The following is a 23,266-nucleotide window of genomic DNA, read 5'->3' on the forward strand; positions in this document are numbered from 1 at the left end:
AAAGCCTTCAGCTTTTTTTCGCCATTCTCATTTCGATAATAAAGGCTAAGATTAAGCCAAGACCACCGAACAACAGAACGGAAGCTCCATAGGCCGTACCGGCAATTTCTCCGCGATACCAGCTGTCATCATGAAAGGTGTTTCCCAAGGATACATTGATGATAAAACCGGTCAATAATCCAAGGCCTATTCCTGCCATCAGGCAACCAACCTTCAAAGCACTGAAAGAAAAATTGCGGAAGTAACGGGAGGGGCCAACTTGTCCGTCGAATGCAGATGCATCAATTTTATCCCCTATTTTCTCAATGATTGCCATGCGCTCTTTACGACGAGCAAATAATTCGAATAATCCATAAACTCCGGCTACGCATATTCCGATAATCAACGGAACCATAATGAAATCCATCATAATCTTAAGTATTTAAGTGAATAATTTGTTTCGTTTGCTTTTTTTGACGCATCGTATTTTAAAAGGTTACAGTTGGCAGCAGAAAAATATTTATTTATTTTTGTTGAAGCGAGTTGTAACCTATCGTGATAACTTGCGTCCATTAGATATAATGGAGTTGTATTCCGATACATATTATATACAACGAATACAGGCAGGTGATACCGCCAGTTTTGCTTGCCTTCTTGACAGATACAGCCGCCCTGTTCACACTTTGATCCTGAAGATCGTGAGAAGCAATGAGGATGCGGAAGAGCTGACACAGGATGTCTTTCTGAAAGTTTTCAAGCATTTGAAAACATTTAAAGGTGATAGTAGCTTTTCTACCTGGATTTACAGGATAGCATATAATACGGCGATTTCTGATACAAGGAAGAAGAAACACGAATTCCTAGCGATGGAAGAAGCGATGATTAATAATGTGTCGGAAGAGGAGGTGGCGCAAGCACTAGGGTATACGGATGCAAGTGAACAAATGGCTATGCTTGATGCTGCTTTGGCAAAGTTGCCGCCGGACGAGCGAGCCCTCATTCTTCTTTTCTATATGGAAGGAAAAAGCATAGAAGAGGTGTCGGTTATTTCGGAACTTTCCGTATCTAATGTGAAGACGAAACTGCATCGTATACGGAAAAAATTATTTGTTTTATTAAAGGAGATGGAGCGATTGGAAGTATGAGTAAGCAAACAGAAGAAAAAGATATATTGAAGACCTTGTTTGGCCGTATGCCGGAGGCTGATTTGCCTGCCAGTTTTCGCGACAATGTGATGCGGCAGGTTTTTGCCGAGGCTCTTAAGGTGAAGAGGCGGAACGAGTGCTTCGCCCTGCTTTCTGTTATAGTTGCCTCTGTCGCTATAATAGCACTAGCGGTAGTTTCTCTTGTATATATGGATCTTCCAAAGATGGCAATTAGCTTGCCTGATCTGTCTTCCGTTCCTTTTTATCTCTATATTGGGATGCTTACTTTGCTGCTGCTGTTTGGCGACTATAAAATGAGAAAAACATACCGGAAAAAACATTCGGAGAAGTGACTGCTTTTTGTCTTCTAAAATGATTGTAAATCAGAAAAAAACCTTAACTTTGCCCCGCTTTTGAGAGATGACAATATAATGTCTAACTTACTAATTAAAAAGAAATTTAGTATTAACAATTAAAGAATGGAAAATTTAAAAAACATCCAGCCTGTTGATGATTTCAACTGGGAAGCCTATGAACAAGGCGAAACTTACGGCGATGTAAGCAAGGACGATCTTGTAAAAACGTACGACGAAACTCTGAATACTGTAAAAGACAAAGAGGTAGTCATGGGAACTGTAACTGCTATGAACAAACGTGAAGTAGTAGTAAATATCGGTTTCAAATCAGACGGTATTGTACCAATGTCTGAATTCCGTTACAATCCGGAACTGAAAATTGGCGACGAAGTTGAAGTGTACATCGAAAGCCAGGAAGACAAAAAAGGACAATTAATCCTTTCTCACAAAAAAGCTCGCGCTACACGCTCTTGGGATCGTGTAAACGAGGCGTTGGAAAAAGACGAAATTATCAAGGGATTCATCAAATGTCGCACGAAGGGCGGTATGATCGTAGACGTATTCGGTATCGAAGCATTCTTGCCGGGTTCACAGATCGACGTGAAGCCTATCCGCGATTACGATGTATTTGTAGGTAAGACAATGGAATTCAAAATCGTTAAGATTAACCAGGAATTCAAAAATGTTGTGGTATCTCACAAAGCTCTTATTGAAGCAGAACTTGAACAACAGAAGAAAGATATTATCTCTAAGCTGGAAAAAGGACAAGTATTGGAAGGAACTGTTAAGAATATCACTTCATACGGTGTATTCATCGACTTGGGTGGCGTAGACGGTTTGATCCACATTACAGACCTTTCTTGGGGACGTGTTTCTCATCCGGAAGAAATCGTACAATTGGATCAGAAGATCAATGTTGTTATCCTTGATTTCGACGACGAAAAGAAACGTATCGCTCTTGGTTTGAAACAACTTACTCCTCATCCATGGGATGCTTTGGACGCAGAACTGAAAGTTGGTGACAAAGTAAAAGGAAAAGTAGTTGTAATGGCCGATTATGGTGCATTTATCGAAATTGCTCCGGGCGTAGAAGGTTTGATTCACGTATCGGAAATGTCATGGACACAACATTTGCGCAGTGCCCAGGACTTTATGAAAGTGGGCGACGAAATCGAAGCTGTTATCCTTACATTGGATCGCGACGAACGCAAAATGTCTTTAGGTATCAAACAATTGAAACCGGATCCATGGGAAGATATAGAATCTCGTTTCCCTGTAGGTTCAAAACATACTGCCAAAGTGCGTAACTTTACAAACTTCGGTGTATTCGTTGAAATCGAAGAAGGTGTAGACGGTTTGATCCACATTTCTGACCTTTCTTGGACAAAGAAAATCAAACACCCAAGTGAATTCACTCAGATTGGTGCTGATATAGAAGTGCAGGTACTTGAGATTGACAAAGAAAACCGTCGTTTGAGCTTAGGTCACAAACAACTGGAAGAAAATCCATGGGATGTATTTGAAACAATCTTTACTGTAGGTTCTATCCACGAAGGAACAATCATCGAAGTATTAGATAAAGGTGCTGTTATTTCTCTTCCTTACGGTGTAGAAGGATTCGCAACTCCAAAACACTTGGTGAAAGAAGACGGCTCACAAGCTGTAGTAGATGAAAAGATGGACTTCAAGGTGATTGAATTCAACAAAGAAGCTAAGCGTATCATTCTTTCTCACAGCCGTATTCATGAAGACGAGCAAAAGTCTAAGAAAGACGTTTCTGGTGAAAAGAAAGGTAAACGTTCTAAGAAAGATGACGAGTCTCCAATGATGACCGGTTCTGTAGAAAAAACTACATTAGGTGACATTGAAGAACTGGCAGCCTTGAAAGAAAAACTGTCAGGAGGAAAAGAATAAATAATTCTTATATAAATAAAAAGGGCTACCTGATATCGGGTAGCCCTTTTTTTATTCGTACTTGTCTGCAAAGTATTCGCTGTCTTGCGGAATATCCAGCAGATTGTTAATCTCATGCCGCCTGTCTAAGCTCGTGAAGTAGTTCTTAACCACCTTGTAGATGTCAAAACCGTCTGTCGAACCGGCTGCTAATCCTAATGAATCTACCATCTGTCCAACAGCATCATGTATTTTCTCTTCCTTAATCAGGTGGAATTCCCGGCGATGAATTAATTGATTTTTTTCCATATTCCTTTATTTTAGTTTTACATATCCAAAGATATAAATTAAACAAATGTAATGATTTCGTGCCTTCTGTCATTAATAAAACAACATCTTTGCAATATAAGTTTAAATACAACTTGCTAAATAAAAACAGCTCCCGCCTGAAATGAATCCAAACGGGAGCTGTTTTTTTTAGAGCGAAAGACGGGACTCGAACCCGCGACCCTAACCTTGGCAAGGTTATGCTCTACCAACTGAGCTACTTTCGCAAGGTAAGAGTACTCGGAGCGGGAGTGGATTGTTATTAAAACCATTTTTAATTACTTTTAATCTGTTGATTCTCAATATCAGATTATTATGAAAACTAATTTTCATCTCTTTTAATTGTATATAATCGGAATATTATCCCTATTTTTATCCCTGATAGAATTTAAGGGAACATGGAAGCATCTTTTTATTTGAGAAAAGAACTGTTAAACAAGAGTGGTCTTGCTCCAATACGGTTACATATTACGTTTAACGGACAGCTGATTAAGAAATCCATCAAGGGTGTTTCTGTCAAGCCCGAGCAGTGGAAAGAGAAGAAAATGCGGATACGTGCCAACTACAAAACAGAAGAATATAATTTCCATGTTGAATATAATCAGATACTGGATGAACTCGAAGAGCGTATCAGAGACATAGAACGCTATGCGTTACTTAATAAGATAGAGTTGACGAAAGAGTTTATTCTTGATAAGTTGGAGCAAAAACAGAAAATCAATGTGGAGCATGACTTCTTCGATACTTTCCATGAGTTTATAGAGACAAACCGCCCCATATCTTCCCAAAACACTACTAAAGGGCGTGTAACCATACTGAACTTCTTAAAGGACTTTGCGGAGCATCGAGGAACTCAAATCATATTGGATAGTATCAATAACCAGTTTTACGAAGAGCTGCGAGAATTCGCTTTTGAAGAGAAAGGAATCCGGAACAATTATTTCTCAAAGATAGTATCCATCATCAAACGTTTCATGTCATGGGCTGAGGAGCGGAATTATCATGTCAATACACAATATTCTAAATTTAAAGCATCAGAAGAAGAAATAGAAGTAATCTTTCTAAATACAGAAGAACTGATGACTTTATATAACTTTGATTTTAAGTCAGAAAGACTATCTAAAGTGCGTGATTTCTATTGCTTTGGCTGTTTTACAGGACTACGCTTTTCCGATATTCAAAATTTAAAACCGTCAAATATCTATAAGGATTATATTAAGCTCCACATCAAGAAAACAAAACAGACAGACCATGTTGTCCCCTTGAATAAATTCAGCAAAGGGATACTTGATAAATATAAAGATACTCCATTAGAACCCATTCCCTCTATATCTTCACAAAAGCTGAATAAGTATATCAAAGAATGCTGTAAAGAGATAGGACTTGATACTCCTGTCACAATTACAAGATATGTCGGTAGCCAGAGAGTTGATAGTACTTTGCCTAAATACGAGCTAATAACAAGTCATACTGCACGAAAAACATTTGCGACAGTCTCTCTTATATTGGGAATGAGTGAACGTTTTGTGAAGAGCGTAACTGGACATAAGCGAGATTCTTCATTTAATCGCTATGTCAAAATAGCCGAAAAGGAAGTGAAAAAGCAAATGGAAAATACTTGGGATAAGCTATGAAGTATACCTCATTTGAAGAAACGATTAAGAGCAGTCTTGTTCTTTTTTCCAAAGGAGAATTGGAAAATGAATCTGATTTTTTATCTGATTTGTTTGAATTATATCCAATTGAACGAATGTCTACTTTGCTTTTCTCAACAAATGATGAGGATAGAGCGCTGCTGATTAATGCGCTAAATGGTTTTTTAGAGAAACATTACCTCATATTAGACGAGAAAAGATATGATTTTATCAAGAGCATTGAAGCTCAAATTCAAGGTTCTCCATTGGCTATTGCGATAAGCATATTGATCCGGAAGAAGAAAGAAATGCAAATCATTGAAAATGAATGGACTCCAATAAAACAAATAGCTCTATACTATAAAAATTTAATATATTCATTAGATTTTTTGTTGGCAAAGTATAGGGGATTTGCACAATTTGAAATAACCCACAAAAACAAACTTGACATCTACGATAAGTTTACCGCTTTCCTAATAAGCAAACGCCATGATTTGAGTTTTTTTAGAGAGTGTAATGAAATGGAAAAGCAAGCTATGGAGATGCTTTTAGATAGGTGTTCTATATTAAACGATGATATTCCCTGTATTGCCCGAGTTCCATTCGAAGCAACACAAAATGGCAAAGTGGAAATTGAGTTAGTGCCAAGAAAAGAGATAAGTATTGCTTTATGTCATTATCAATTAGATTTTTGGAGCGAAATCGAATTGCCTGATTTGAAAAAGAGTACAATATTGGATGAAGGCTTCTTTATGAAAACAATGTACAAGTTCTTTAAGTACATAAATGAGGATATAACAAAAGAGAATATTTATATATTCATGCAAACTCTTAAGGATCAAATGCATGAGCAATACTCTTCTTATGACAGGAATATTACTCGTTTCATATTAAACAAATCTATTGCAAAATACTCAGATGCGAATAAGTTGTTCTGCGCTATTATCGGCAGCCAGAAAGAAAAACTAATTGGGAACAAGGACAACTTCTATACTGTGTTGTCAGTATATTTCCAGTATGAAATAGCAGAAGCTCAATTATCAAAATCTACAATAGAACGATATCTCGGAACACAGGAAACTCTGGAAACTCTATTGAGGAAATATGGGGAAACTGTTAAATTAATATTAAATGACTGATTGTTAGTGTTTTTGCCCAAAGTTCCTTAACTGGGTTACGACTAAGACAGAATACGTTTGCCATCAAATCATAAAAAAATAAAGTGATATGGCAAAAACAAATTTTAAGCAACTTAAAGCTGTTGAAAATATACAGCTTAACACGGATGGTTCAATTATAATAAAATTGAATCAAGAAGAAACTCCTCAGATCATTCAGAAAAAAGAGATTGAGTTTGATGTGGATAGAATTTCACAAATTGAAGCAGCAAACCTGTTCAAAGTAACCGTTCAAACAATTATTAATTGGTCGAAGCGTGGTATAATCAATCGCTACAAATTGGGAAATCGAGTTTTCTATCTCAAGTCAGAGTTAATCGATGCCGCAAGAAGTAACAGTAATATGCTAAAAGTATGAAGGCGAAGAAAGATGCATATTACTTCCCCCATGATTGTAATGCAAAGGACGACCCAAAGTGCGTTTTGTTAATCGAGCAATTAGGACTTGAAGGTTATGGTATATTTTGGGTTTTAGTAGAAACTTTACGTGAGCAACCGGATTTCAAATATCCATTAAAATTGGTTCCTGCCCTGGCGAGAAAACACAACACAACGACAGCAAAAATGAAGGTGGTAGTAAAAGGATATGACTTATTCATTATTGAAGACAATACATTTTTCTTTTCCGCGAGTTTAAACCGGCGAATGCAACCATATCTTGAAAAGAAAAAAGCATTGTCAGAAGCTGGGAAAAAAGGAAATCAAGTACGATGGAATAAAAATATCGCCTTGCAATCGGGAGGCGATCAGGAGGCGATCGCAAATAAAACAAATAAGAATAAAACAAAGGAAATCCTCCTCTTTAAGGAGGCTAAGGAGGAAGAAGATTTATTGAAATGTAATCCTCCCGAAGATGGAGTTGAGCGAAATTGGAATGGATTAAAGAATTTCTTATCTCAAATGAATGGGAGTATAAAAGAAAATAATTTCATTATCAAAAAATCAAATTTTGGAGAAAAAGGGAGTCCTATTTGGAGTTTTATATTAGAAGTGAGAAATAGTAATGGGAAAATTTACACCCCTATCGCTTTTATTATTTCTCGTTTGAAAGAATCGTGATTTATGAAAATGCAAGATGTACATTTGTATCACAAAATCAGTTGCTTTTGTTTTTACAAATGTATTCTTGCCTGCTTTTAGCAGGGGGATTCATGCGAAACTTATGAAATTTTACGCAACTAAATATGGCAAAGAAAACTAATAAAGATAAATGGATTCATGTCCGGCTTACTGAAAATGAGTATAGGAAACTGCAAAACCAGTCTAAGCCGTTTTCTTCAATGTCAGCTTATATAAGAGTATTACTGTTTAGTAAAGATAAAGTGATTGTAGACCCTAAATCCATTCTTTTAGCTGTCAAAGAGTTGTCGAACGAAATTAATAGAGTTGGTGGAAATATAAATCAAATTGCCAAGTTTATGAATTTTGCTGAAAAGAATGGATTATTGACTAATGAAATAGTAGAAAATCTTATTCTACAAATTGTGGAATTGGTAAAACAGCATGAAGCTTTATGTATGAAAATCAATTATATCGGAATTAAATAAGCACAATTGTATATTTATGCAATTGTATAATCGTATGATTATCTAACTACATATAGATATAATTGCTTGATTATACAATTGTCTATCTAATAATTAGATGACATAGCGCAGAATATATAGGCGTTTCTCCTTCAAAATATATTGAATTTATTTCCTAAAAATAAACCCACCGATGATTCCACCAAGTATAGCCGCACTAAAAAACCTCAATAAGTAATACAATATAACTAAGGGGAAAAAAGTAATAATCAGGAACACTTTGAAAATCTTCATAATTAAATATTAATGAGGTGATACAATTGTTCAATTACACAATTGCTTAGCTATACAATTATATAATTGCATAGCTGAACAATTATATGAGATTAAAAGCCTAATACAAAACCGGAAGTAATCAATACATTATCTGTTTTTTCAAACTTTGACACTCCATCAACAGATATACTACCGGTTACTTTTCCTTCACTTTTATCTACTCCTTCTCCTTTATAAACAGGATAAACGGTTAGAGAAACGTAAACACCGGATTTAAGAGTTACTTCATAAGAGAAAGGCGAAGGTACGGTTTGCTCTTTGATGTTCTCCTTGTCACTTGCAGAAGTGGCATTTCCAACGGTATAGACAACCTTCACATCATATAAGTCCGGTTTATCTACTGATGCTTCATATTTAACTTTATACTCTTTATTGCCCAATTCAGTTTTCTCATCATCTCCGCAAGATAATAGGGAAATGGCCATAACAGCCAGTAAAATAGTTGCTTTCTTCATCGGATTAGTTTGTTTTTAGTTTATAATACAGATTATTTAATAATGCTATATCAGTTTTCTTAACCTCTATTTGAATATTTTCATCATAATTGTCGAAGTCAAATATTTTTACAGGTTGGATATTCAATGGTAGTTTTCTTCTCAGACTTTCTAAAACCAAGATGTGTTGAAATTTAGAAAACAACTGATTCAAAGCTTCAGTCTCAGTTGAAAATCTATCTGAGCCCGTTTTCCTTATCATGAATAGAGTATAAGCAATCATGAAAAAACGAAAGTGGTTTTCAGTCTCTTCTTCCTGCACTGTCCAACTGTTCAATAATTCATCTGGTAGTGAATCTACTGTTGCTTCTGGATTCTGACAGATAAAGTCAAAAGTTCTTTGAAAGAGGTGTTCTGTTTTCATTCAATCAGTACTTTGTGCATTCACAAAATACCAAAAAAAGGTACGGAATCTCACCTATAACGGAATAGAGGTACTGGCATACCTGACAAACGAAATAAGCAAGCCCGTACCTTATGATACGAGCATTGCACATCTCATCTTGTTTGTCATGAAAATTGCCAGTTTTCTATTCCAAGATGCGCTGTGAACGCTAAATTAATATGTAATGCGGATAATCCGCTTATTTTCTACGTACAAATATATCTATTTTCAATTTTAATAAAAATAAATTCGTCAATAATATATTCATATTGTTCGTTAGCCCATCAAGACAATATGTATTTTGGGTTTTCTTTAAAGGGTAGCAAATAGTCTTTTTCGCCACCTAAAATAGCAATTGTTGTAATCATTCCATGCGCTAAAGTGATAATGCTCATAGGAGAAAACTCAAACCCAAGGTATAATGCTTCGTTGGCTTTCTCTAAAGCGTCTAAAGTTCTATCCCCTTTGTTTATTGCATTTTCAAATGCTTCTTTAGCTGCCTAGGCATGAGTAATTTCATTCACTTCGTCTCTATTCTCAAACAGATTAGGAAAATAATCTTTTAAGTATGAATATATTTCCTGTTGATACATAGCCAACAGCAAACGCAAGATATGAGAAAAATAAATGCCCTTTTCTTACATATGCGATGCAAATGCGATACATTTGTATTATAAATAATATATATATGTATCACATGGAAACTACAGTAGAAAGAAAACAAATCTCGTTCTGGCTTAGAAAAGACCTGCTGGAACGCTTGCAAGTTGTTGCAAAGGAAGAGAACAGAAGTCTTAATAATTTCGTGGAAAGTGCGCTAATGGATATCATCTACCACAAACCTAATGCAATCACTTTAGAGTCAATGCGTGAGGCTGAAAGCGGGAAAGAGCTCAAAGCGCTTAATTTGAATAACCTCAAAGACCATGTAAAATCTTTATGAAGAAGATAAAGCAAACAAGCCAATCAAATAAAAGCCATTAATTCATTGCGTAACTCATATTCTTCCTCGGTCCCTTCAAAATCTGCTCCATACCGCCAAAAAAGGTCGCCTGCCTTTTTAAGGATTTTACAAGCTTCGTCGTTATCAATTATTTCGTCTTTCACTTCTTCGTAGAAGGTTTTAATGTAAGCTATAGGCGAAAACTCAAATCCTTGATGAAGTGCTTCATTAGCCTTCTCTTTTGCTTCTAAAGTGCTGTATCCCTCGTCGTCCGCTTTTTCAAAAGCAGCTTTAGCGGCCTTGGCGCGGGTAACAATGATTTCATTCACTTCGTCTATATCTTCAAAGAGATTAGGAAAATAATCCTTTAAGTATGAATATATTTCCTGTTGATATACATTTGCTTTGTCAAGTCCTTCCATAATTATTAAATTATACCAAATTTCAAATAAGCACATTGCAAACAAATCTCGTTCCGTACTCTTGCAAAGATATAGCAAATTAATGAAAATCAAGTAATGAAGGAAGAGTAAATGTATTATAATAAGAAATACTATTGTGTATGCGGGGAGAATACAGATTGTAGTGATTTACTATTTCTCAATAGTATTCCACATCACCACAAAAAGAAGTGCAGTACTTACCAAGATTATAGTAGGGTGCTGGCATACCAAACAATCGGAACAAGAAGCCTCCAGAACGCCATTATTTAGATAGTGGGGTAATATTTTTTATAATTAGATTTCGCTCCATTTTCTTTTTATTATCAGACCAATTTCCATTCCATTTAACTTGAAATATAAATCTTCTTGATAGATAATTATCAGCTACAATTTCTAAGTGGTATTGTTTTGTTTCATTTTTATATAAAAATCCGGGAAAGGCATTTGAATTAACATACAATCTTGGAATGAATTTTTCAGATTTTTCATTTATGTACCCAAAATCAATGACCCCTTCATTTTGCTTAGTTATTGTGATTAACTTTGGTGTTTGTTCATGGGGAGCCCATACATATTGTTGTTCTATATTTATAAAAGCATTGTGAAATTTTTTGTTTCTTTTCTTTGTACTTATTTCTCTCAGTAAAACCTTACAATTTTTAGCAGGGATACGACTTTTATTGATAATATTTAGATGGTAAAATACTACCCTTGTCTGGTTTTCCACATTTTCTACACATCCAATGTTATTTGGGTATTTCTCTTCTTTGCGCATATTCCAGACTGCATATTGTCCCATTTCTTCAGAAAATTCTATAGTTAGGTTTGGACGGAAAAAACTTTTAAAATAATCATTAAATACAGCAAGAATTATAGAAACTATTATAGAAACGATACTTATAATAGCTATGATAAGATTCCATTCCATTTTTTTATCAAATTATAAGGTTAATAAATTGGCACAAATGTAGCAAAATAATTAAAATCACAAAAGTCCTGAGAAATTAGGGCTTTTGTGATTCTGTGATTCAATTATTCTTAGTGTTTTCTTGAGTATATAAAGAATAAAGCATGAATGGTGATATAGCAAATAATCATGACAATATTAGAGCATATATGAACAATATGTGGCGTACTATAAAAATTATAGAGGATTATGATGAATTGCCCAGCCACCAACAATAAAGGGCTTAAACGCAACGCTGCAAGGCGGAGTTTCGTTTTAAGCCGGTGTTGAACTGAAGCTCTTGCACGATTTTTTTTGTCTATAGGGTTTCAATAAAAAAGTTGATTCCGATGGGTTGGCGTTTGAGGTGGTTTCTTAGGCTATGGTGCATTATTCGGTGGGGTTGACACTCACTTTTTTTGGAATCATTATTTCGAATAAATCCCTTAATTATAGCAATTATTGGCACAGTTTTATGTTATTTTACTATTGATAAGTTTTTTGATAGAATTAAAAATAAAATATATTTCCGTTTTTGCAAAAATATGTTTTCTGTAATATGTGGAAGTATCATTGAATTTTTTAATTTGAGAAAAGAATATGAAAATACAATAAACGAATAAGCTGCTGCTAACAAGCGGTTTGCTATAATGCGCGCGGGGGGGGTATGCCCGTTGGCTATAAGTGGGTGGGTATGAAAAAAATAAAAGATAAAGAGAATGGCTATTTGAGTTTAATTCCATACTTGATTCCTTAGACACCAAATTCATAAGAAATTCTTTATTTTATCCCTCAAACTATCCCTCTCTGAAACACCAAAAGCTCACAATCAGTCGATTATGAGCTTTTCTTGTACTCGGAGCGGGACTTGAACCCGCACAGCTGCAATAGCCAAAGGATTTTAAGTCCTTCGTGTCTACCATTCCACCATCCGAGCATCCTTTCTCTAAAAGATGAGCGAAAGACGGGATTCGAACCCGCGACCCTAACCTTGGCAAGGTTATGCTCTACCAACTGAGCTACTTTCGCGTTTTGGTTTGCGTCTGCAAAGGTAGAGAACTTTTTTATTTATGCAAATAAATGATGTGGAAATTAATTGTAAACAATGATCTTGTTTCCGCTTACAGACACCTTATACGACTTCAAATAGTATCCGTCTTCGTTGGCCGGACCGCTGATGGGGTTCCCAATGCCATTTAATAGCTCAAATTTGCTTTCGCATTTAGGGCAAACGGCATAGATGCCATCTTTGTCTACTTCTATAACTGTTGCTTTGTTGGCTTCGTGCGGACAGGCGATCTCGAAGGCGTAATAGGTCTCCATTGCTGTTGTATTGCTTAGTCCGTGATAGATTAATACGCCGGCAAATCCGGCTCTTTCTACGGCTTGGTTGATGTTCTGGCTTGTGTAAATCTTATAGGATTGCAGTCCTACCAGGTCTTTGTCTTCAAAATTTAAATCCAGTTCCAGATATACCGGATAATCAGGTATACTGGATATGTAAGTCTTGTCGCATGACGCAAATAGAGCGAGCAACAGGCATAAAAAGATACGTTTGTATATCATCGTTCTATCAACTTTTTCTCGGCTTCGTTTACTTTTTCAAACGAGAAATCGTCAATAATATTTTGCATAAAGGCGGAAATATGGTCGTTGCATAAATTACCGATACTTCCTTCATGTACGTGATGAATGTTTTTATCTGCTTTGAAGTTGCCGGCTTCGATGTCGAGGCCTACTTTCTTGTATGCATCCCGGAAGGGAACGCCGGAGAGTACCAGACGATTTACCTCTTCTACACTGAATAGTAAGGCATATTTTTCGTCGTCCAGGATATGCTCGTTTACCTTTACTTCGTCCATCATGTGGGTTACCATTCGCAGGCAATCTTTCAGTTCGTCGAACGAAGGGAGGAAGATTTCCTTAATGATTTGCAAATCGCGGAAGTATCCGGACGGAAGGTTGTTGCTGATGAGTGTAATTTGTTGAGGAAACCCTTGTATCTTATTGCATTTGGCACGGGTTAGCTCAAATACATCGGGATTCTTTTTATGAGGCATAATGCTGGAACCGGTAGTGAACTGGTCCGGTAGCTTTATGAATGCGAAATTCTGACTGTTAAACAGGCAGGCATCATAGGCCAGCTTCGATAGGGTAGCGGCAATTCCGGCCAGCGCATAACCCACTGTACGTTCCATCTTTCCCCGTCCCATCTGGGCATACACTACGTTGTAGTCCATAGAGTCGAAGCCGAGGAGGTCGGTTGTCATCTGCCGGTTTAGCGGGAATGAGGAACCGTAGCCTGCGGCCGATCCCAGGGGGTTTCGATTGCATATTTTATAGGCTGCCTGCATCAGTAACAGGTCGTCAGCTAGGCTTTCCGCATAAGCTCCGAACCATAAGCCGAAAGAGGATGGCATGGCTATCTGCAAGTGTGTGTAGCCGGGTAGCAGTACCTCTTTATATCTGTTACTTTGCTTCTGGAGTACGGAAAAGAGGGTGTATGTGAGTTCTACGATCTCCTGGATTTGCGCACGGGTAAACAGCTTCAGGTCTAATAGTACCTGATCGTTACGTGAGCGTCCGCTATGTATTTTTTTGCCTACATCGCCTAGTTTGCGGGTAAGCATCAGTTCTACCTGGGAATGTACGTCTTCTACCCCTTCTTCGATGATGAAGTCTCCTTTATCGGCGATGAGATAGATGTTTTTCAGCTCTGCAAGCAGCTTGTCGAGCTCTTCCTTTGTCAGAAGGCCTATGCTCTCAAGCATTGTGATATGCGCCATAGAGCCTAATACATCGTATTTTGCAAGATAAAGATCCATCTCGCGGTCTTTACCTACTGTAAAGGCTTCGACTTCCTGGTCTACCTTTACATTCTTTTCCCAAAGTTTTTGAGGCATAATTTAATAGGATAATGAAGCCAAAACGGAGGATATCTTTTCCAAAGCATCTTGCAAGGGCTTGGAAACCATTGGCTTGATGAAAGGGTTCAAGTCTGCGCGAACCGTTAGTTTCATGCGCGTGTCATTATCGGCCACCTGTTTCAATTGTATCCATAAATGCAACGGAATAGGTGAGTCTGTTGTTGTGAACTTAATTGTTTTATTGGGTTCACGTTCAACGATTTGAAAGGTGACTTTTCCGACGGGATCGACAGCAAAACTGCAGGAGTCGCTGTCGAATGAAAAGTCTTTCAGTTTATCTTGCGGGACTCTATCCTTTACTTTGTCCAGATTAGACAAGTCGGATAGCATTCGGAATACCCGGTCATCATTATAAGGAATTGCCTTAATATCACTAACAAATTCAGTCATTCGTTCCGATTATTCTTTAGGTTTCCAGTTAGCCGGATCTTTACGCCATTCCTGCAGAGTGGCAATTTCGCTCTGATCTATATAATCGGTACGCACGGCTTCTTCTATAACGGCGTCGTAGTTGCTTAAAGTAGTCAGTTCTACCTTGGCTTCTTTAAAATGCTTGGTGGCAATCGGGAAACCATGTGTAAAGATGGCTACCATGCCGATTACTTCGCATCCGAAATTACGCACGGCTTCTACTGCTTTGAGGCTGCTTCCTCCGGTAGACACCAGGTCTTCCAGGATAACAACTTTTGAGCCGGGTTTCAGCTCTCCTTCTATCAGGTTTTCCAAGCCATGATCTTTTGGGGTGGCACGTATATATACGAATGGGAGTCCAAGTAAGTCAGCCACCAACGCTCCTTGCGCGATAGCTCCGGTAGCAACCCCTGCGATAGCATCTGCATCTTCATATTTTTCGCTAATCACACGGGCTAGTTCCAATTTAATAAAACTACGAACAGCCGGATAAGAAAGTGTCTTTCTGTTGTCGCAGTAGATAGGCGATTTCCATCCGGAGGCCCAGGTAAACGGATTGGCCGGTTGTAACTTTACGGCTTTAACCTTTAATAATTTCTCTGCTACTAATCTTTCCAGTGTTTTCATATCTATAATCTACATCTATTTATATCAAACGCAAAAATAGCTAATCATAATGAAAAACCAACTACGTATCAGTCTAAATTTTGTGTGAAGATTTTGCTGGGTCACAACTGTCGACCACGTGGGTCACAACTGTGAACCAGCTGGTCGACAGCCGTGACCCACGTGGTCGACAGTTGTAACCCAGTAACTTTGTCGGCATGAAATAAATTCTTTTATACGATAAGGACAAAGATAATAGGCGCTTTTTTCTTTGTGTTCTTTTGAAAATGTGCTGTGAATTAGTTTGTTGTTTTAATATTTAGATGGTTTTTTGACTTTTTTTATAACAAGATTTGTATAAAAAACGGTCAAATAGTTCGCGAAAATTAAAAAAACACTACCTTTGGAAGGTGATATTTAAAACAATCAGCCATTATTAACTTTAACAAATAATATTTATGAAGCTTTTGTATGTGCAAGAACATCTGGCATGTAAGAACTATGTATCAGATTATCATATAGGTTTCAGCTATAGGGAGATAAAGAAAGGAGAAGTGTTGCGTCTTGAAGATAAATACTTTAACTATCTATTATTCTTGCTGGAAGGCGAAGTGATGTTTTCTTGTAACGAATTTCGTAACCATCTGTGTCAGGGAGGAGAAATGATTCTTGTTGCTCAGGATTCAGAAGCGCAGGGTGAAGCTGTTAGCGATCTGAAATATCTGTTGCTGAGCTTTGATAACCAGTTTACACTTTGTGATCAACTGGCATTGGAAGCTTTGCAAAGTTACGAGAAGAAGCCGCCTGTGTTTAATAAGATGGAAATCCGCTCTCCATTGCAGACAGTGTTGGATAGTATGATGTTTTATATAGAAAACAAAATACAATGCAAGCATCTGCATGCGATTAAGCAAAAAGAGGTCTTTTTGGTATTCAGAGCCTTTTATACAAAAGAAGAATTGGCTCGCTTCCTTTCTCCGATGTTGAACAAAAATATGGATTTTAAGGCTTTTGTTCTGCAGCATTATCAGGAGGTGAAAACAGTTGAAGAACTGGCGAATATGTGTAATATGTCGGTGCGTTCTTTCAATCGTAAATTTAACGATTACTTTGATTGTTCACCTTATAACTGGATGTTAAAACAGAAATCCCGCCATATAAAAACCCGTCTGGCCGACAAGAAAACGCCTTTCGGTACAATTATTAAAGAATATGGTTTCAGCTCGCCGGCTCATTTTACAACCTATTGTAAAAAACAGTTCGGACAGAGCCCCTCAAAATTAAGAAAACAACTGATTGAGGAAAACTATTAAGATAATGATTAATGGTTAATGATTAATGGGGTGCGTACCTGATTAATCATTAATCGTTAATCATAAATCATTAGTTTTCTGATTTGGTTGTTTATTAGTTGGTATTTTTCGTTGCTTTCGGGACAGGAGGCAATGTTTTCTTTGTTGAATGTTAGTTTGTGTCCGTATTCGCTGACCCATCCGGTTTGGCGGGCGGGATTGCCCATTACTAAAGCATAGGGCGGGACGTCTTTTGTTACAACAGCGCCTGCTCCGATAAGGGCATACTTACCGATGGAATGTCCGCAGATGATGGTGGCATTAGCGCCTATCGTAGCTCCCTTTTCTATGCGTGTTTCTTCGTACTTATCTTTTCTGGGGATGGCACTTCTGGGGTTGCTGATGTTTGTAAATACGCAACTGGGACCTAAAAATACATCATCTTCACAGATTACTCCGGTATAGATGGAAACATTATTTTGCACTTTTATACCATTCCCCAATATAACACCTGGCGATACCACTACATTCTGCCCGATATTGCATTGCTTGCCGATACGGCATCCTTCCATGATGTGTGAAAAATGCCAGATACGGGTATCTTCTCCAATCTCGCAACCCGGATCAATTACTGCTGTTTCGTGTGCCTGATATGTAGCCATAGCCTGTTTATTTATAGAGGAGGAAAATCGTTGGTTTCTTGTTCAGGTCGGGAGTTTTTCCGTTCCATTCTTTCACCGGACGCGTCTGTATGTATTCGTCTTCACAAGTTATATTTGAAGCGATGCAAAGTTTAGTAGAGGGGCGGCATGTACGTATCAGTTCTTCCGCCAACTTATGGTTCCTGTAGGGCGTCTCGATAAACATTTGCGTCTGATTCTCTGTATATATACGGTTTTCCAGCTGTTTTATTGCATTTGTTCTCTCTGGGGAATCAATCGGTAAGTAGCCGTGGAAGGCAAAGCTCTGCCCGTTGAAGCCGGATGCCATCAGTGACATCAGGATAGAGGATGGCCCCACCAAGGGCACAACCGGATATTTCTTTTTTTGAGCAATCGCCACGATATCGGCTCCCGGATCAGCAATAGCAGGGCATCCCGCTTCCGATATCACCCCCACATGCTCACCCTTGGATAGAGGAATCAGATAACCGGAGATATCCTCCGGAGAGGTGTGTTTATTCAACTCATAAAAAGTCAGTTCATCGATGTTGATAGAAGGCTCCGTCTTCTTCAGGAACCGCCTGGCCGTCCGCACATTTTCGACAATAAAATGCTTGATTTGCAAAATAACGTCCCTGTTATACTCTGGAAGAACCCTCCGTAGCTCAGTATCCCCCAAAGTAACAGGTATAAGGAAAAGCGATGCTTGCATACAGTATCTTTTTGGCAAAAGTACTCAAAATGTGAGACTTTTTCTATCTGTATGGAGGATTTCTTGTTACCGTGTCACAGCGTACATGCCAATTGTAGAACCGGTAAAGCCTCCTGCCTTTGCTGTTGATAAAAGGCTTGCATCAACATCTTTGATAAGTGAAGTCCATTCTCCCTTATTTAAAGAGTAATAAAAACTGTAAGATGTACCGGTAGACACAACTTTTAGTTCAATATCCCTTTTGTAGTTCACCGGAGTACTTGCCAACCGTTTTTCTCCCGAACGATCTACTTGTGTAAGCGAAAGTTCGAAGCCCTCTGCTGCTTTCGATAGTGACAGGAAGTAGTGGTTATCTTCATTCTTGTACAAGAGTATTCCGGCTGCTTGCTTTTCATTTTCCGGATTAAATTGCATACGGGTTGTACATTCGAACTTATGATGTTGCATCCTGCGAGCGATATAAGCGGATGTTTTTCTTTCCGTTACACTTATAGGAGCGCATTTTAGGCTAAGTGCCCCTTGATTTTCAGTCAAGGAATAAAGTCCGGATGCTTCCCCACGCAAGCTCATCCACTCCATAGCCAATGTAGAGGTCTCAAATTCATCATGTGCCACAAAGTTTCCAAATGTTGCAGGCTCTTCTCTTTTCACTCCCTTTCTTTCCAGGATCATCGGTACGGTTTCATCTCCTTTAGTCATCATAGGCCAGCCATCTTCCGTCCACTGAACCGGTATGATAAATGTTTCACGTCCCAGGTTCTCAAACGTATTATCTATCGGACGACAAGCTAAGAAGACGGCCCACCAATCCCCCTCGGCTGCTTGTATCAAATCGGCGTGTCCGGTACAGGTTATGGGGTTCGGACGCTCATCGGGTAAATGACGTTGAGTCAATATAGGATTCTTATCCCAAGGGATGAAGGGACCCATAGGGTTGTCACTTCGGAAGATTACTTCCGAATGCTGGGGGCCGGTTCCTCCTTCTGCTGCCATTAAATAATAGCTACCATTGATCTTGTACATGTGCGGCCCTTCAATCCATATCGGTTTCTTTGACAAATCCGTACCTCCGTTCACGATCATTTTCGTCCGGCCGATTGTACAGTCGTTTGCTACATCGAATTCATGTATGCGAATGGAGCGGTGCCCGTCATACAACTCTTTCCCGTCCATTCCGTCATTGTTTACAATGTAGGCGCGTCCATCTTCATCAAAGAAGAATGAAGGATCAATTCCTCCTACTTCAGGTAGGTAAATCGGCTCCGACCAAGAGTCGAAAGGATCTTGTGTTTTTACAAAGAAATTACCAGAACCTACGTCCGTAGTAATCATATAGAAGGTCTTATTATGCGGATTATAACTGATTGCCGGTGCAAAAACGCCACCACTAACATGTTGTCCCTCAAGTTTGGATAGTTGAGAAGGACGGTCGAGCACATGTCCGATTTGTTTCCAATTCACCAGATCGGTGCTATGGAACAAAGGCACACCCGGATAATAAGAGAAAGTAGAAGTCACCATAAAGTAATCTCCTCCCGACCGGCAGATACTAGGGTCGGAATACCATCCGGGAAGGATGGGGTTATAAAATTGGTTATCCTTTGTCAAAGGATTTTCCTTATAGAAATCGTCTTCACCGGAATAGGTGAAATAATCAAAAGAAGCTGTCCCTTCTTTCACCTTATTTTGAGGCAAACAAGAAGACAAGGCAAATAACAGGCTCATACCACAACAGTATAAGAAATGCTTTTTCATGGCGTAATAAAAAATTAAATTGTTTAAACAAAGATAAATACTGTTGAAGACTAGACAAACAACGCGCGATACACAAATGAACACCTCATGTTACATGTTTTACTCACACCTTACATATTCATACGCCCTGCGTAACATAAACCACTCACAAGCCGCTCAATTTAAGAGATATGCAAAAAAATAACAAAAGCAAACAACTTCACAAAAGAGTCTTTTCGTGTTTTTGATTATCTTTGTTTTTAAAAGCAATACAAAAGATGGGATTTCAATCAATAGAAATAAATAATTTTAGAGGGATTAAGCATTTGGAAATTGATAATCTGAAACGTATCAATGTTCTTATGGGGTCTAACAATGTTGGAAAAAGTTCCATATTAGAAGCTTTGTTTCTGTTGACGGGTATCTCTAATCCTTATTTAAGTTTTAAAGTGAATCAATATCGAGGATTCCCGTATGATTATTTTAAAGCTTTGGATGTGTTGTTCTTTGAGCGAAATCATGAGTTGCCCATAACTATAAGTGGGAAAGATTGCCAGGGAAACAAGCGTATGATGAAGATAAGTCCTGTCTATGGATTTTTGGATGTAGACAAATATTCTAACGAATCTTTTTCAAGTAAAGAAGACGAACAAATTATAGGATTATTATCTGCCTTTAATATTGGTGATAAAGAATACAATTCTTCTTTCAGGGGCGAACATACAGATAAAGGAATTGAAATAAGCCAAATACATCCAGAAGGGTATAAAGAAAATATTTTAGCCAAGCTGTTTAAAACAGATACTTCATCAGAAGACTTTGTTACGAGTCTAAAGTCTATAATTGAAAATAAAAAAATAGATTCTGTTATTTCTGTGTTAAAGTTAATTGAGCCAACATTGAATGATGTCATTATTATGGATAATTCTGTTATGGTGGATGTTGGTTATTCAAAGTATATTCCGATTAATGTGTTAGGGGATGGCTTTCGTAAAATATTATCATTAGTAATCTTTATTTACGAGTACCGAAATGGAGTTTTGCTGGTAGACGAAATAGATAATGGGTTGCATTATTCTGTGCTAGAACTTTTATGGGAAACTCTTTTTAAATCAGCGAATGAATTTGACACCCAAATAATAGCAACAACACATAGTTTAGACGTGATATCTTCTTTAGAAAAGTATTTGTCAAATGACGAAAGAGGATTATATCGTGATGATTTTCGCGCGTTTAGTATCCGAAAATATGACTATGAAATGAAAGCTTTTAAATATAACTATGAAAATATCCAATTTGCGTTGGAACAAGAAATTGAAATCAGATGAAACATACCATTTATGTAGAGGATAAAGATCGTGACAGATTGTTTATTGAAGCATATCTTCATCATTTAGGTATTAGCAAGGAAGATGTAAGAGTTGTGTCAGCCAAAGGTTATACTCGTTTGTTTTACGAAACAGGAATCCTTCAGAATCTTGAAGATACAGCTCAGGCTGGAAAGAAAAATATAGTAATTTTTGATGCGGATTATCCTGAAAATGGGGGAGGTTTTGAAGAAAGAAAACAATATTTGCAAAAAGAAGCTGAACGAATCGGGAAAGATATCGAATTATTTCTTTTTCCAAACAATAAAGAAGATGGCGATTTTGAGACCTTGCTTGAGCAATTAGTGCCCGAGGCGCACAAAGGAATCTTAAGCTGTTTTGAGTCATACGAAAAGTGTTTATTAAAGTATAATAATCCATTGTATAAAATCCCGGATAGGAAAAACAAACTTCATACCTATATTTATACGTTTGACAAACAGGATAATGAAGAAGAAATGCGTTTTAAAAAGCAAGACTATTGCTATGAAAATCCCGAATACTGGGATCTGAATGCTGAGGCTTTACTACCACTCAAAACCTTTTTAGAGACACATTTGTCATGATGCAGCTTCCTGTAGATTTTATTACTCGTACGAAAGAATTGTTGGCTGATGATTTCCGGCGGCTGGAGGTTGCTGTGGGGGAGGAGGCTCCGGTGAGTATTCGTGTGAATGCTGCGAAGCGCTTGGAGGGCTTGCCATATGAGCGGGTGGCTTGGTGCGAGACAGGGTATTATCTGCCGGAGCGGCTTTCGTTTACCTTTGATCCGCTGTTTCATGCGGGAGCGTATTATGTGCAGGAGGCTTCCTCAATGTTTCTGGAGCAGGCTATCAGGGCATACGTCGATAAGCCTGTCAAGTGCCTGGATTTATGTGCGGCGCCGGGAGGTAAATCAACTCACTTGCTGAGTGTTTTGCCGGAGGGTAGTCTGCTGGTCAGCAATGAAGTAATCAGAAATCGCTCTAATATCCTATCGGAAAATATAATCAAATGGGGAAATCCGTATTTTGTTGTTACCAATAACGATCCGGCGGACTTTGACGGTCTGGCTCAGCTGTTCGATGTATTGGTGGCTGATGTCCCTTGTTCCGGGGAAGGTATGTTTCGGAAAGATCCCAACAGTATCAACGAGTGGAGTGTCTCTAACGTGCAACTTTGTGCCGCACGCCAGAAGCGGATCATACAGGATATATGGGATACGTTAAAGCCCGGCGGACTGTTGATATACAGCACTTGCACCTACAATACGGAAGAAAACGAAGACAACATCCATTATATCGTAAATGACTTGGGAGCGACTCCTCTGCCGCTTCCGTTAAAGGAGGAGTGGGGAGTGTCCGGAGGCTTGAAGTATGACTATCCGGTCTATCGTTTTTTCCCTCATAAAACCAAAGGCGAGGGATTCTTTCTTGCCGTCTTGCGAAAGAATGAAGGTGAAGTTGTTACTCCAAAAATAAAACCCTCAAAGGAAAAGAAGAAAGCCTCCCAGCCGATACCTCCCGAAGTCCGGCAATGGCTTTCAGAACCAGATCTTTTCAATATAGAATTACGAAATAATACGCTTGAAGCCTTTCCGGTTGCCTATAAGCAGGAGCATATGTTGATCTCAAATGCATTGCGCATGGTGTCGTTCGGGATTCAGTTGGGCGAGATAAAGGGGAAAGATGTGCTGCCTGCCCATCCCTTGGCGATGAGTACGTATTTAAACCGAAATGTTTTCCCTCTGCATGAAGTATCTTACGAAGAAGCTATCCAATACCTTCGGAAAGAGGTGTTGCAGCTTCCTCCCGAGCTGCCGAAAGGATATGTATTGCTGACGTACAAAGGCTCTCCGCTTGGTTTTGTTAAGCAATTAGGCAATCGCGCCAACAACCTTTATCCGCAGGAATGGCGGATACGCTCCGGCTATTTACCCGAAAAAATCACATGTCTGCCGTTCTAATTCTTTTTTATCTATAATAAAATTA

At 38.2% G+C, this 23,266-nt stretch carries 26 protein-coding genes and 3 tRNA genes; 13 read left to right on the forward strand and 16 right to left on the reverse strand.

Annotation, left to right across the window (positions count from 1 at the left end; translation table 11 throughout):
- Positions 1-7 precede the first annotated feature (7 nt).
- On the reverse strand, positions 8-409 hold the full coding sequence (locus M2470_RS12090) for a DUF6249 domain-containing protein (RefSeq protein ID WP_280745336.1): 402 nt from the start codon (positions 407-409) through the stop codon (positions 8-10).
- 151 nt (positions 410-560) lie between these two features.
- Here M2470_RS12090 and M2470_RS12095 point away from each other — a divergent pair, with 151 nt between their 5' ends.
- The 3 genes from M2470_RS12095 to rpsA all read left to right on the forward strand — a co-directional run bounded on the left by M2470_RS12095 (position 561) and on the right by rpsA (position 3,394).
- Positions 561-1,124 (forward strand): sigma-70 family RNA polymerase sigma factor, encoded by a 564-nt coding sequence (locus M2470_RS12095; RefSeq protein ID WP_280745357.1) that lies wholly within the window; start codon positions 561-563, stop codon positions 1,122-1,124.
- The gene (locus M2470_RS12100) at positions 1,121-1,477 is read left to right on the forward strand and encodes a hypothetical protein (protein ID WP_280745335.1); all 357 of its coding nucleotides are present in this window, start codon (positions 1,121-1,123) and stop codon (positions 1,475-1,477) included. The genes M2470_RS12095 and M2470_RS12100 overlap by 4 nt, the downstream gene beginning before the upstream one ends.
- A gap of 126 nt (positions 1,478-1,603) precedes the next feature.
- Positions 1,604-3,394 (forward strand): 30S ribosomal protein S1, encoded by a 1,791-nt coding sequence (rpsA, locus tag M2470_RS12105; protein WP_280745334.1) that lies wholly within the window; start codon positions 1,604-1,606, stop codon positions 3,392-3,394.
- 51 nt (positions 3,395-3,445) lie between these two features.
- Here the strand turns inward: rpsA and M2470_RS12110 are convergent, their stop codons facing one another.
- Both M2470_RS12110 and M2470_RS12115 read right to left on the reverse strand, forming a co-directional pair.
- Positions 3,446-3,682, reverse strand: coding sequence for a hypothetical protein (locus M2470_RS12110; RefSeq protein ID WP_280745333.1), 237 nt, complete (start codon positions 3,680-3,682; stop codon positions 3,446-3,448).
- A 172-nt stretch (positions 3,683-3,854) separates the two neighbouring features.
- Positions 3,855-3,927: transfer RNA gene (locus M2470_RS12115), tRNA-Gly, on the reverse strand.
- A gap of 171 nt (positions 3,928-4,098) precedes the next feature.
- On the opposite strand from M2470_RS12115, the gene M2470_RS12120 reads away from it, so the two are divergent.
- From M2470_RS12120 to M2470_RS12140, 5 genes are all read left to right on the forward strand, one after another.
- The gene (locus tag M2470_RS12120; RefSeq protein WP_280745332.1) at positions 4,099-5,334 is read left to right on the forward strand and encodes a site-specific integrase; all 1,236 of its coding nucleotides are present in this window, start codon (positions 4,099-4,101) and stop codon (positions 5,332-5,334) included.
- The gene (locus M2470_RS12125) at positions 5,331-6,473 is read left to right on the forward strand and encodes a hypothetical protein (RefSeq protein ID WP_280745331.1); all 1,143 of its coding nucleotides are present in this window, start codon (positions 5,331-5,333) and stop codon (positions 6,471-6,473) included. The genes M2470_RS12120 and M2470_RS12125 overlap by 4 nt, the downstream gene beginning before the upstream one ends.
- 88 nt (positions 6,474-6,561) lie before the next feature.
- Positions 6,562-6,870, forward strand: coding sequence for a helix-turn-helix domain-containing protein (locus M2470_RS12130; protein WP_280745330.1), 309 nt, complete (start codon positions 6,562-6,564; stop codon positions 6,868-6,870).
- The gene (locus M2470_RS12135) at positions 6,867-7,571 is read left to right on the forward strand and encodes a Lin1244/Lin1753 domain-containing protein (protein WP_280745329.1); all 705 of its coding nucleotides are present in this window, start codon (positions 6,867-6,869) and stop codon (positions 7,569-7,571) included. The genes M2470_RS12130 and M2470_RS12135 overlap by 4 nt, the downstream gene beginning before the upstream one ends.
- Before the next feature lie 125 nt (positions 7,572-7,696).
- A complete protein-coding gene (locus tag M2470_RS12140) occupies positions 7,697-8,059 on the forward strand; it encodes a hypothetical protein (protein WP_280745328.1) in 363 nt (120 codons plus the stop codon).
- Between the two features lie 365 nt (positions 8,060-8,424).
- On the opposite strand, the gene M2470_RS12145 is transcribed toward M2470_RS12140, so the two are convergent.
- Together M2470_RS12145 and M2470_RS12150 are read right to left on the reverse strand one after the other, a co-directional pair.
- Positions 8,425-8,829 (reverse strand): hypothetical protein, encoded by a 405-nt coding sequence (locus M2470_RS12145; RefSeq protein ID WP_280745327.1) that lies wholly within the window; start codon positions 8,827-8,829, stop codon positions 8,425-8,427.
- 4 nt (positions 8,830-8,833) lie between these two features.
- Positions 8,834-9,232 carry a hypothetical protein gene (locus M2470_RS12150; RefSeq protein WP_280745326.1) on the reverse strand — a complete coding sequence of 133 codons (399 nt, stop codon included), beginning with the start codon at positions 9,230-9,232 and terminating at the stop codon, positions 8,834-8,836.
- Between the two features lie 718 nt (positions 9,233-9,950).
- Between M2470_RS12150 and M2470_RS12155 the strand changes: the two genes are divergently transcribed.
- Positions 9,951-10,196, forward strand: a complete 246-nt coding sequence (locus M2470_RS12155) for a toxin-antitoxin system protein (protein WP_280745325.1) — start codon at positions 9,951-9,953, stop codon at positions 10,194-10,196.
- A 23-nt stretch (positions 10,197-10,219) separates the two neighbouring features.
- Here the strand turns inward: M2470_RS12155 and M2470_RS12160 are convergent, their stop codons facing one another.
- The 8 genes from M2470_RS12160 to pyrE all read right to left on the reverse strand — a co-directional run bounded on the left by M2470_RS12160 (position 10,220) and on the right by pyrE (position 15,550).
- Positions 10,220-10,618, reverse strand: coding sequence for a DUF1896 family protein (locus tag M2470_RS12160; RefSeq protein WP_280745324.1), 399 nt, complete (start codon positions 10,616-10,618; stop codon positions 10,220-10,222).
- Positions 10,619-10,901: 283 nt separating this feature from the next.
- The gene (locus tag M2470_RS12165; RefSeq protein ID WP_280745323.1) at positions 10,902-11,567 is read right to left on the reverse strand and encodes a hypothetical protein; all 666 of its coding nucleotides are present in this window, start codon (positions 11,565-11,567) and stop codon (positions 10,902-10,904) included.
- A gap of 871 nt (positions 11,568-12,438) precedes the next feature.
- A tRNA-Leu gene (locus tag M2470_RS12170) sits at positions 12,439-12,522 on the reverse strand.
- A 19-nt stretch (positions 12,523-12,541) separates the two neighbouring features.
- Positions 12,542-12,614: transfer RNA gene (locus M2470_RS12175), tRNA-Gly, on the reverse strand.
- A 63-nt stretch (positions 12,615-12,677) separates the two neighbouring features.
- Positions 12,678-13,151 carry a (2Fe-2S)-binding protein gene (locus M2470_RS12180; protein WP_280745322.1) on the reverse strand — a complete coding sequence of 158 codons (474 nt, stop codon included), beginning with the start codon at positions 13,149-13,151 and terminating at the stop codon, positions 12,678-12,680.
- The gene (argH, locus tag M2470_RS12185) at positions 13,148-14,488 is read right to left on the reverse strand and encodes an argininosuccinate lyase (protein ID WP_280745321.1); all 1,341 of its coding nucleotides are present in this window, start codon (positions 14,486-14,488) and stop codon (positions 13,148-13,150) included. Before argH ends, M2470_RS12180 begins: the two co-directional genes overlap by 4 nt.
- A gap of 3 nt (positions 14,489-14,491) precedes the next feature.
- On the reverse strand, positions 14,492-14,902 hold the full coding sequence (locus M2470_RS12190) for an SRPBCC family protein (RefSeq protein ID WP_280745320.1): 411 nt from the start codon (positions 14,900-14,902) through the stop codon (positions 14,492-14,494).
- A 9-nt stretch (positions 14,903-14,911) separates the two neighbouring features.
- On the reverse strand, positions 14,912-15,550 hold the full coding sequence (pyrE, locus tag M2470_RS12195; protein WP_280745319.1) for an orotate phosphoribosyltransferase: 639 nt from the start codon (positions 15,548-15,550) through the stop codon (positions 14,912-14,914).
- 437 nt (positions 15,551-15,987) lie between these two features.
- Between pyrE and M2470_RS12200 the strand changes: the two genes are divergently transcribed.
- Positions 15,988-16,842, forward strand: a complete 855-nt coding sequence (locus M2470_RS12200) for a helix-turn-helix transcriptional regulator (RefSeq protein WP_280745318.1) — start codon at positions 15,988-15,990, stop codon at positions 16,840-16,842.
- A gap of 56 nt (positions 16,843-16,898) precedes the next feature.
- Here the strand turns inward: M2470_RS12200 and M2470_RS12205 are convergent, their stop codons facing one another.
- From M2470_RS12205 to M2470_RS12215, 3 genes are all read right to left on the reverse strand, one after another.
- A complete protein-coding gene (locus M2470_RS12205; protein ID WP_280745317.1) occupies positions 16,899-17,483 on the reverse strand; it encodes an acyltransferase in 585 nt (194 codons plus the stop codon).
- Positions 17,484-17,490: 7 nt separating this feature from the next.
- Positions 17,491-18,195 carry an SAM-dependent methyltransferase gene (locus M2470_RS12210; RefSeq protein ID WP_280745316.1) on the reverse strand — a complete coding sequence of 235 codons (705 nt, stop codon included), beginning with the start codon at positions 18,193-18,195 and terminating at the stop codon, positions 17,491-17,493.
- A gap of 66 nt (positions 18,196-18,261) precedes the next feature.
- The gene (locus tag M2470_RS12215) at positions 18,262-19,920 is read right to left on the reverse strand and encodes a glycoside hydrolase family 43 protein (protein ID WP_280745315.1); all 1,659 of its coding nucleotides are present in this window, start codon (positions 19,918-19,920) and stop codon (positions 18,262-18,264) included.
- 287 nt (positions 19,921-20,207) lie between these two features.
- On the opposite strand from M2470_RS12215, the gene M2470_RS12220 reads away from it, so the two are divergent.
- From M2470_RS12220 to M2470_RS12230, 3 genes are read left to right on the forward strand one after another with little or no spacing between them, the layout of a single operon-like run.
- Complete coding sequence (locus tag M2470_RS12220; RefSeq protein WP_280745314.1) at positions 20,208-21,257, forward strand: AAA family ATPase; 1,050 nt, start codon at positions 20,208-20,210, stop codon at positions 21,255-21,257.
- Positions 21,254-21,862: a DUF3226 domain-containing protein gene (locus tag M2470_RS12225; RefSeq protein ID WP_280745313.1), complete on the forward strand. Its 609-nt coding sequence runs from the start codon at positions 21,254-21,256 to the stop codon at positions 21,860-21,862. The genes M2470_RS12220 and M2470_RS12225 overlap by 4 nt, the downstream gene beginning before the upstream one ends.
- Positions 21,862-23,241 carry an rRNA cytosine-C5-methyltransferase gene (locus M2470_RS12230; protein WP_280745356.1) on the forward strand — a complete coding sequence of 460 codons (1,380 nt, stop codon included), beginning with the start codon at positions 21,862-21,864 and terminating at the stop codon, positions 23,239-23,241. Before M2470_RS12225 ends, M2470_RS12230 begins: the two co-directional genes overlap by 1 nt.
- Positions 23,242-23,266: the final 25 nt, after the last annotated feature.

The organism is Parabacteroides sp. PH5-46, assembly GCF_029892785.1.
In the GTDB taxonomy this organism is placed as follows: Bacteria; Bacteroidota; Bacteroidia; order Bacteroidales; family Tannerellaceae; genus DFXE01.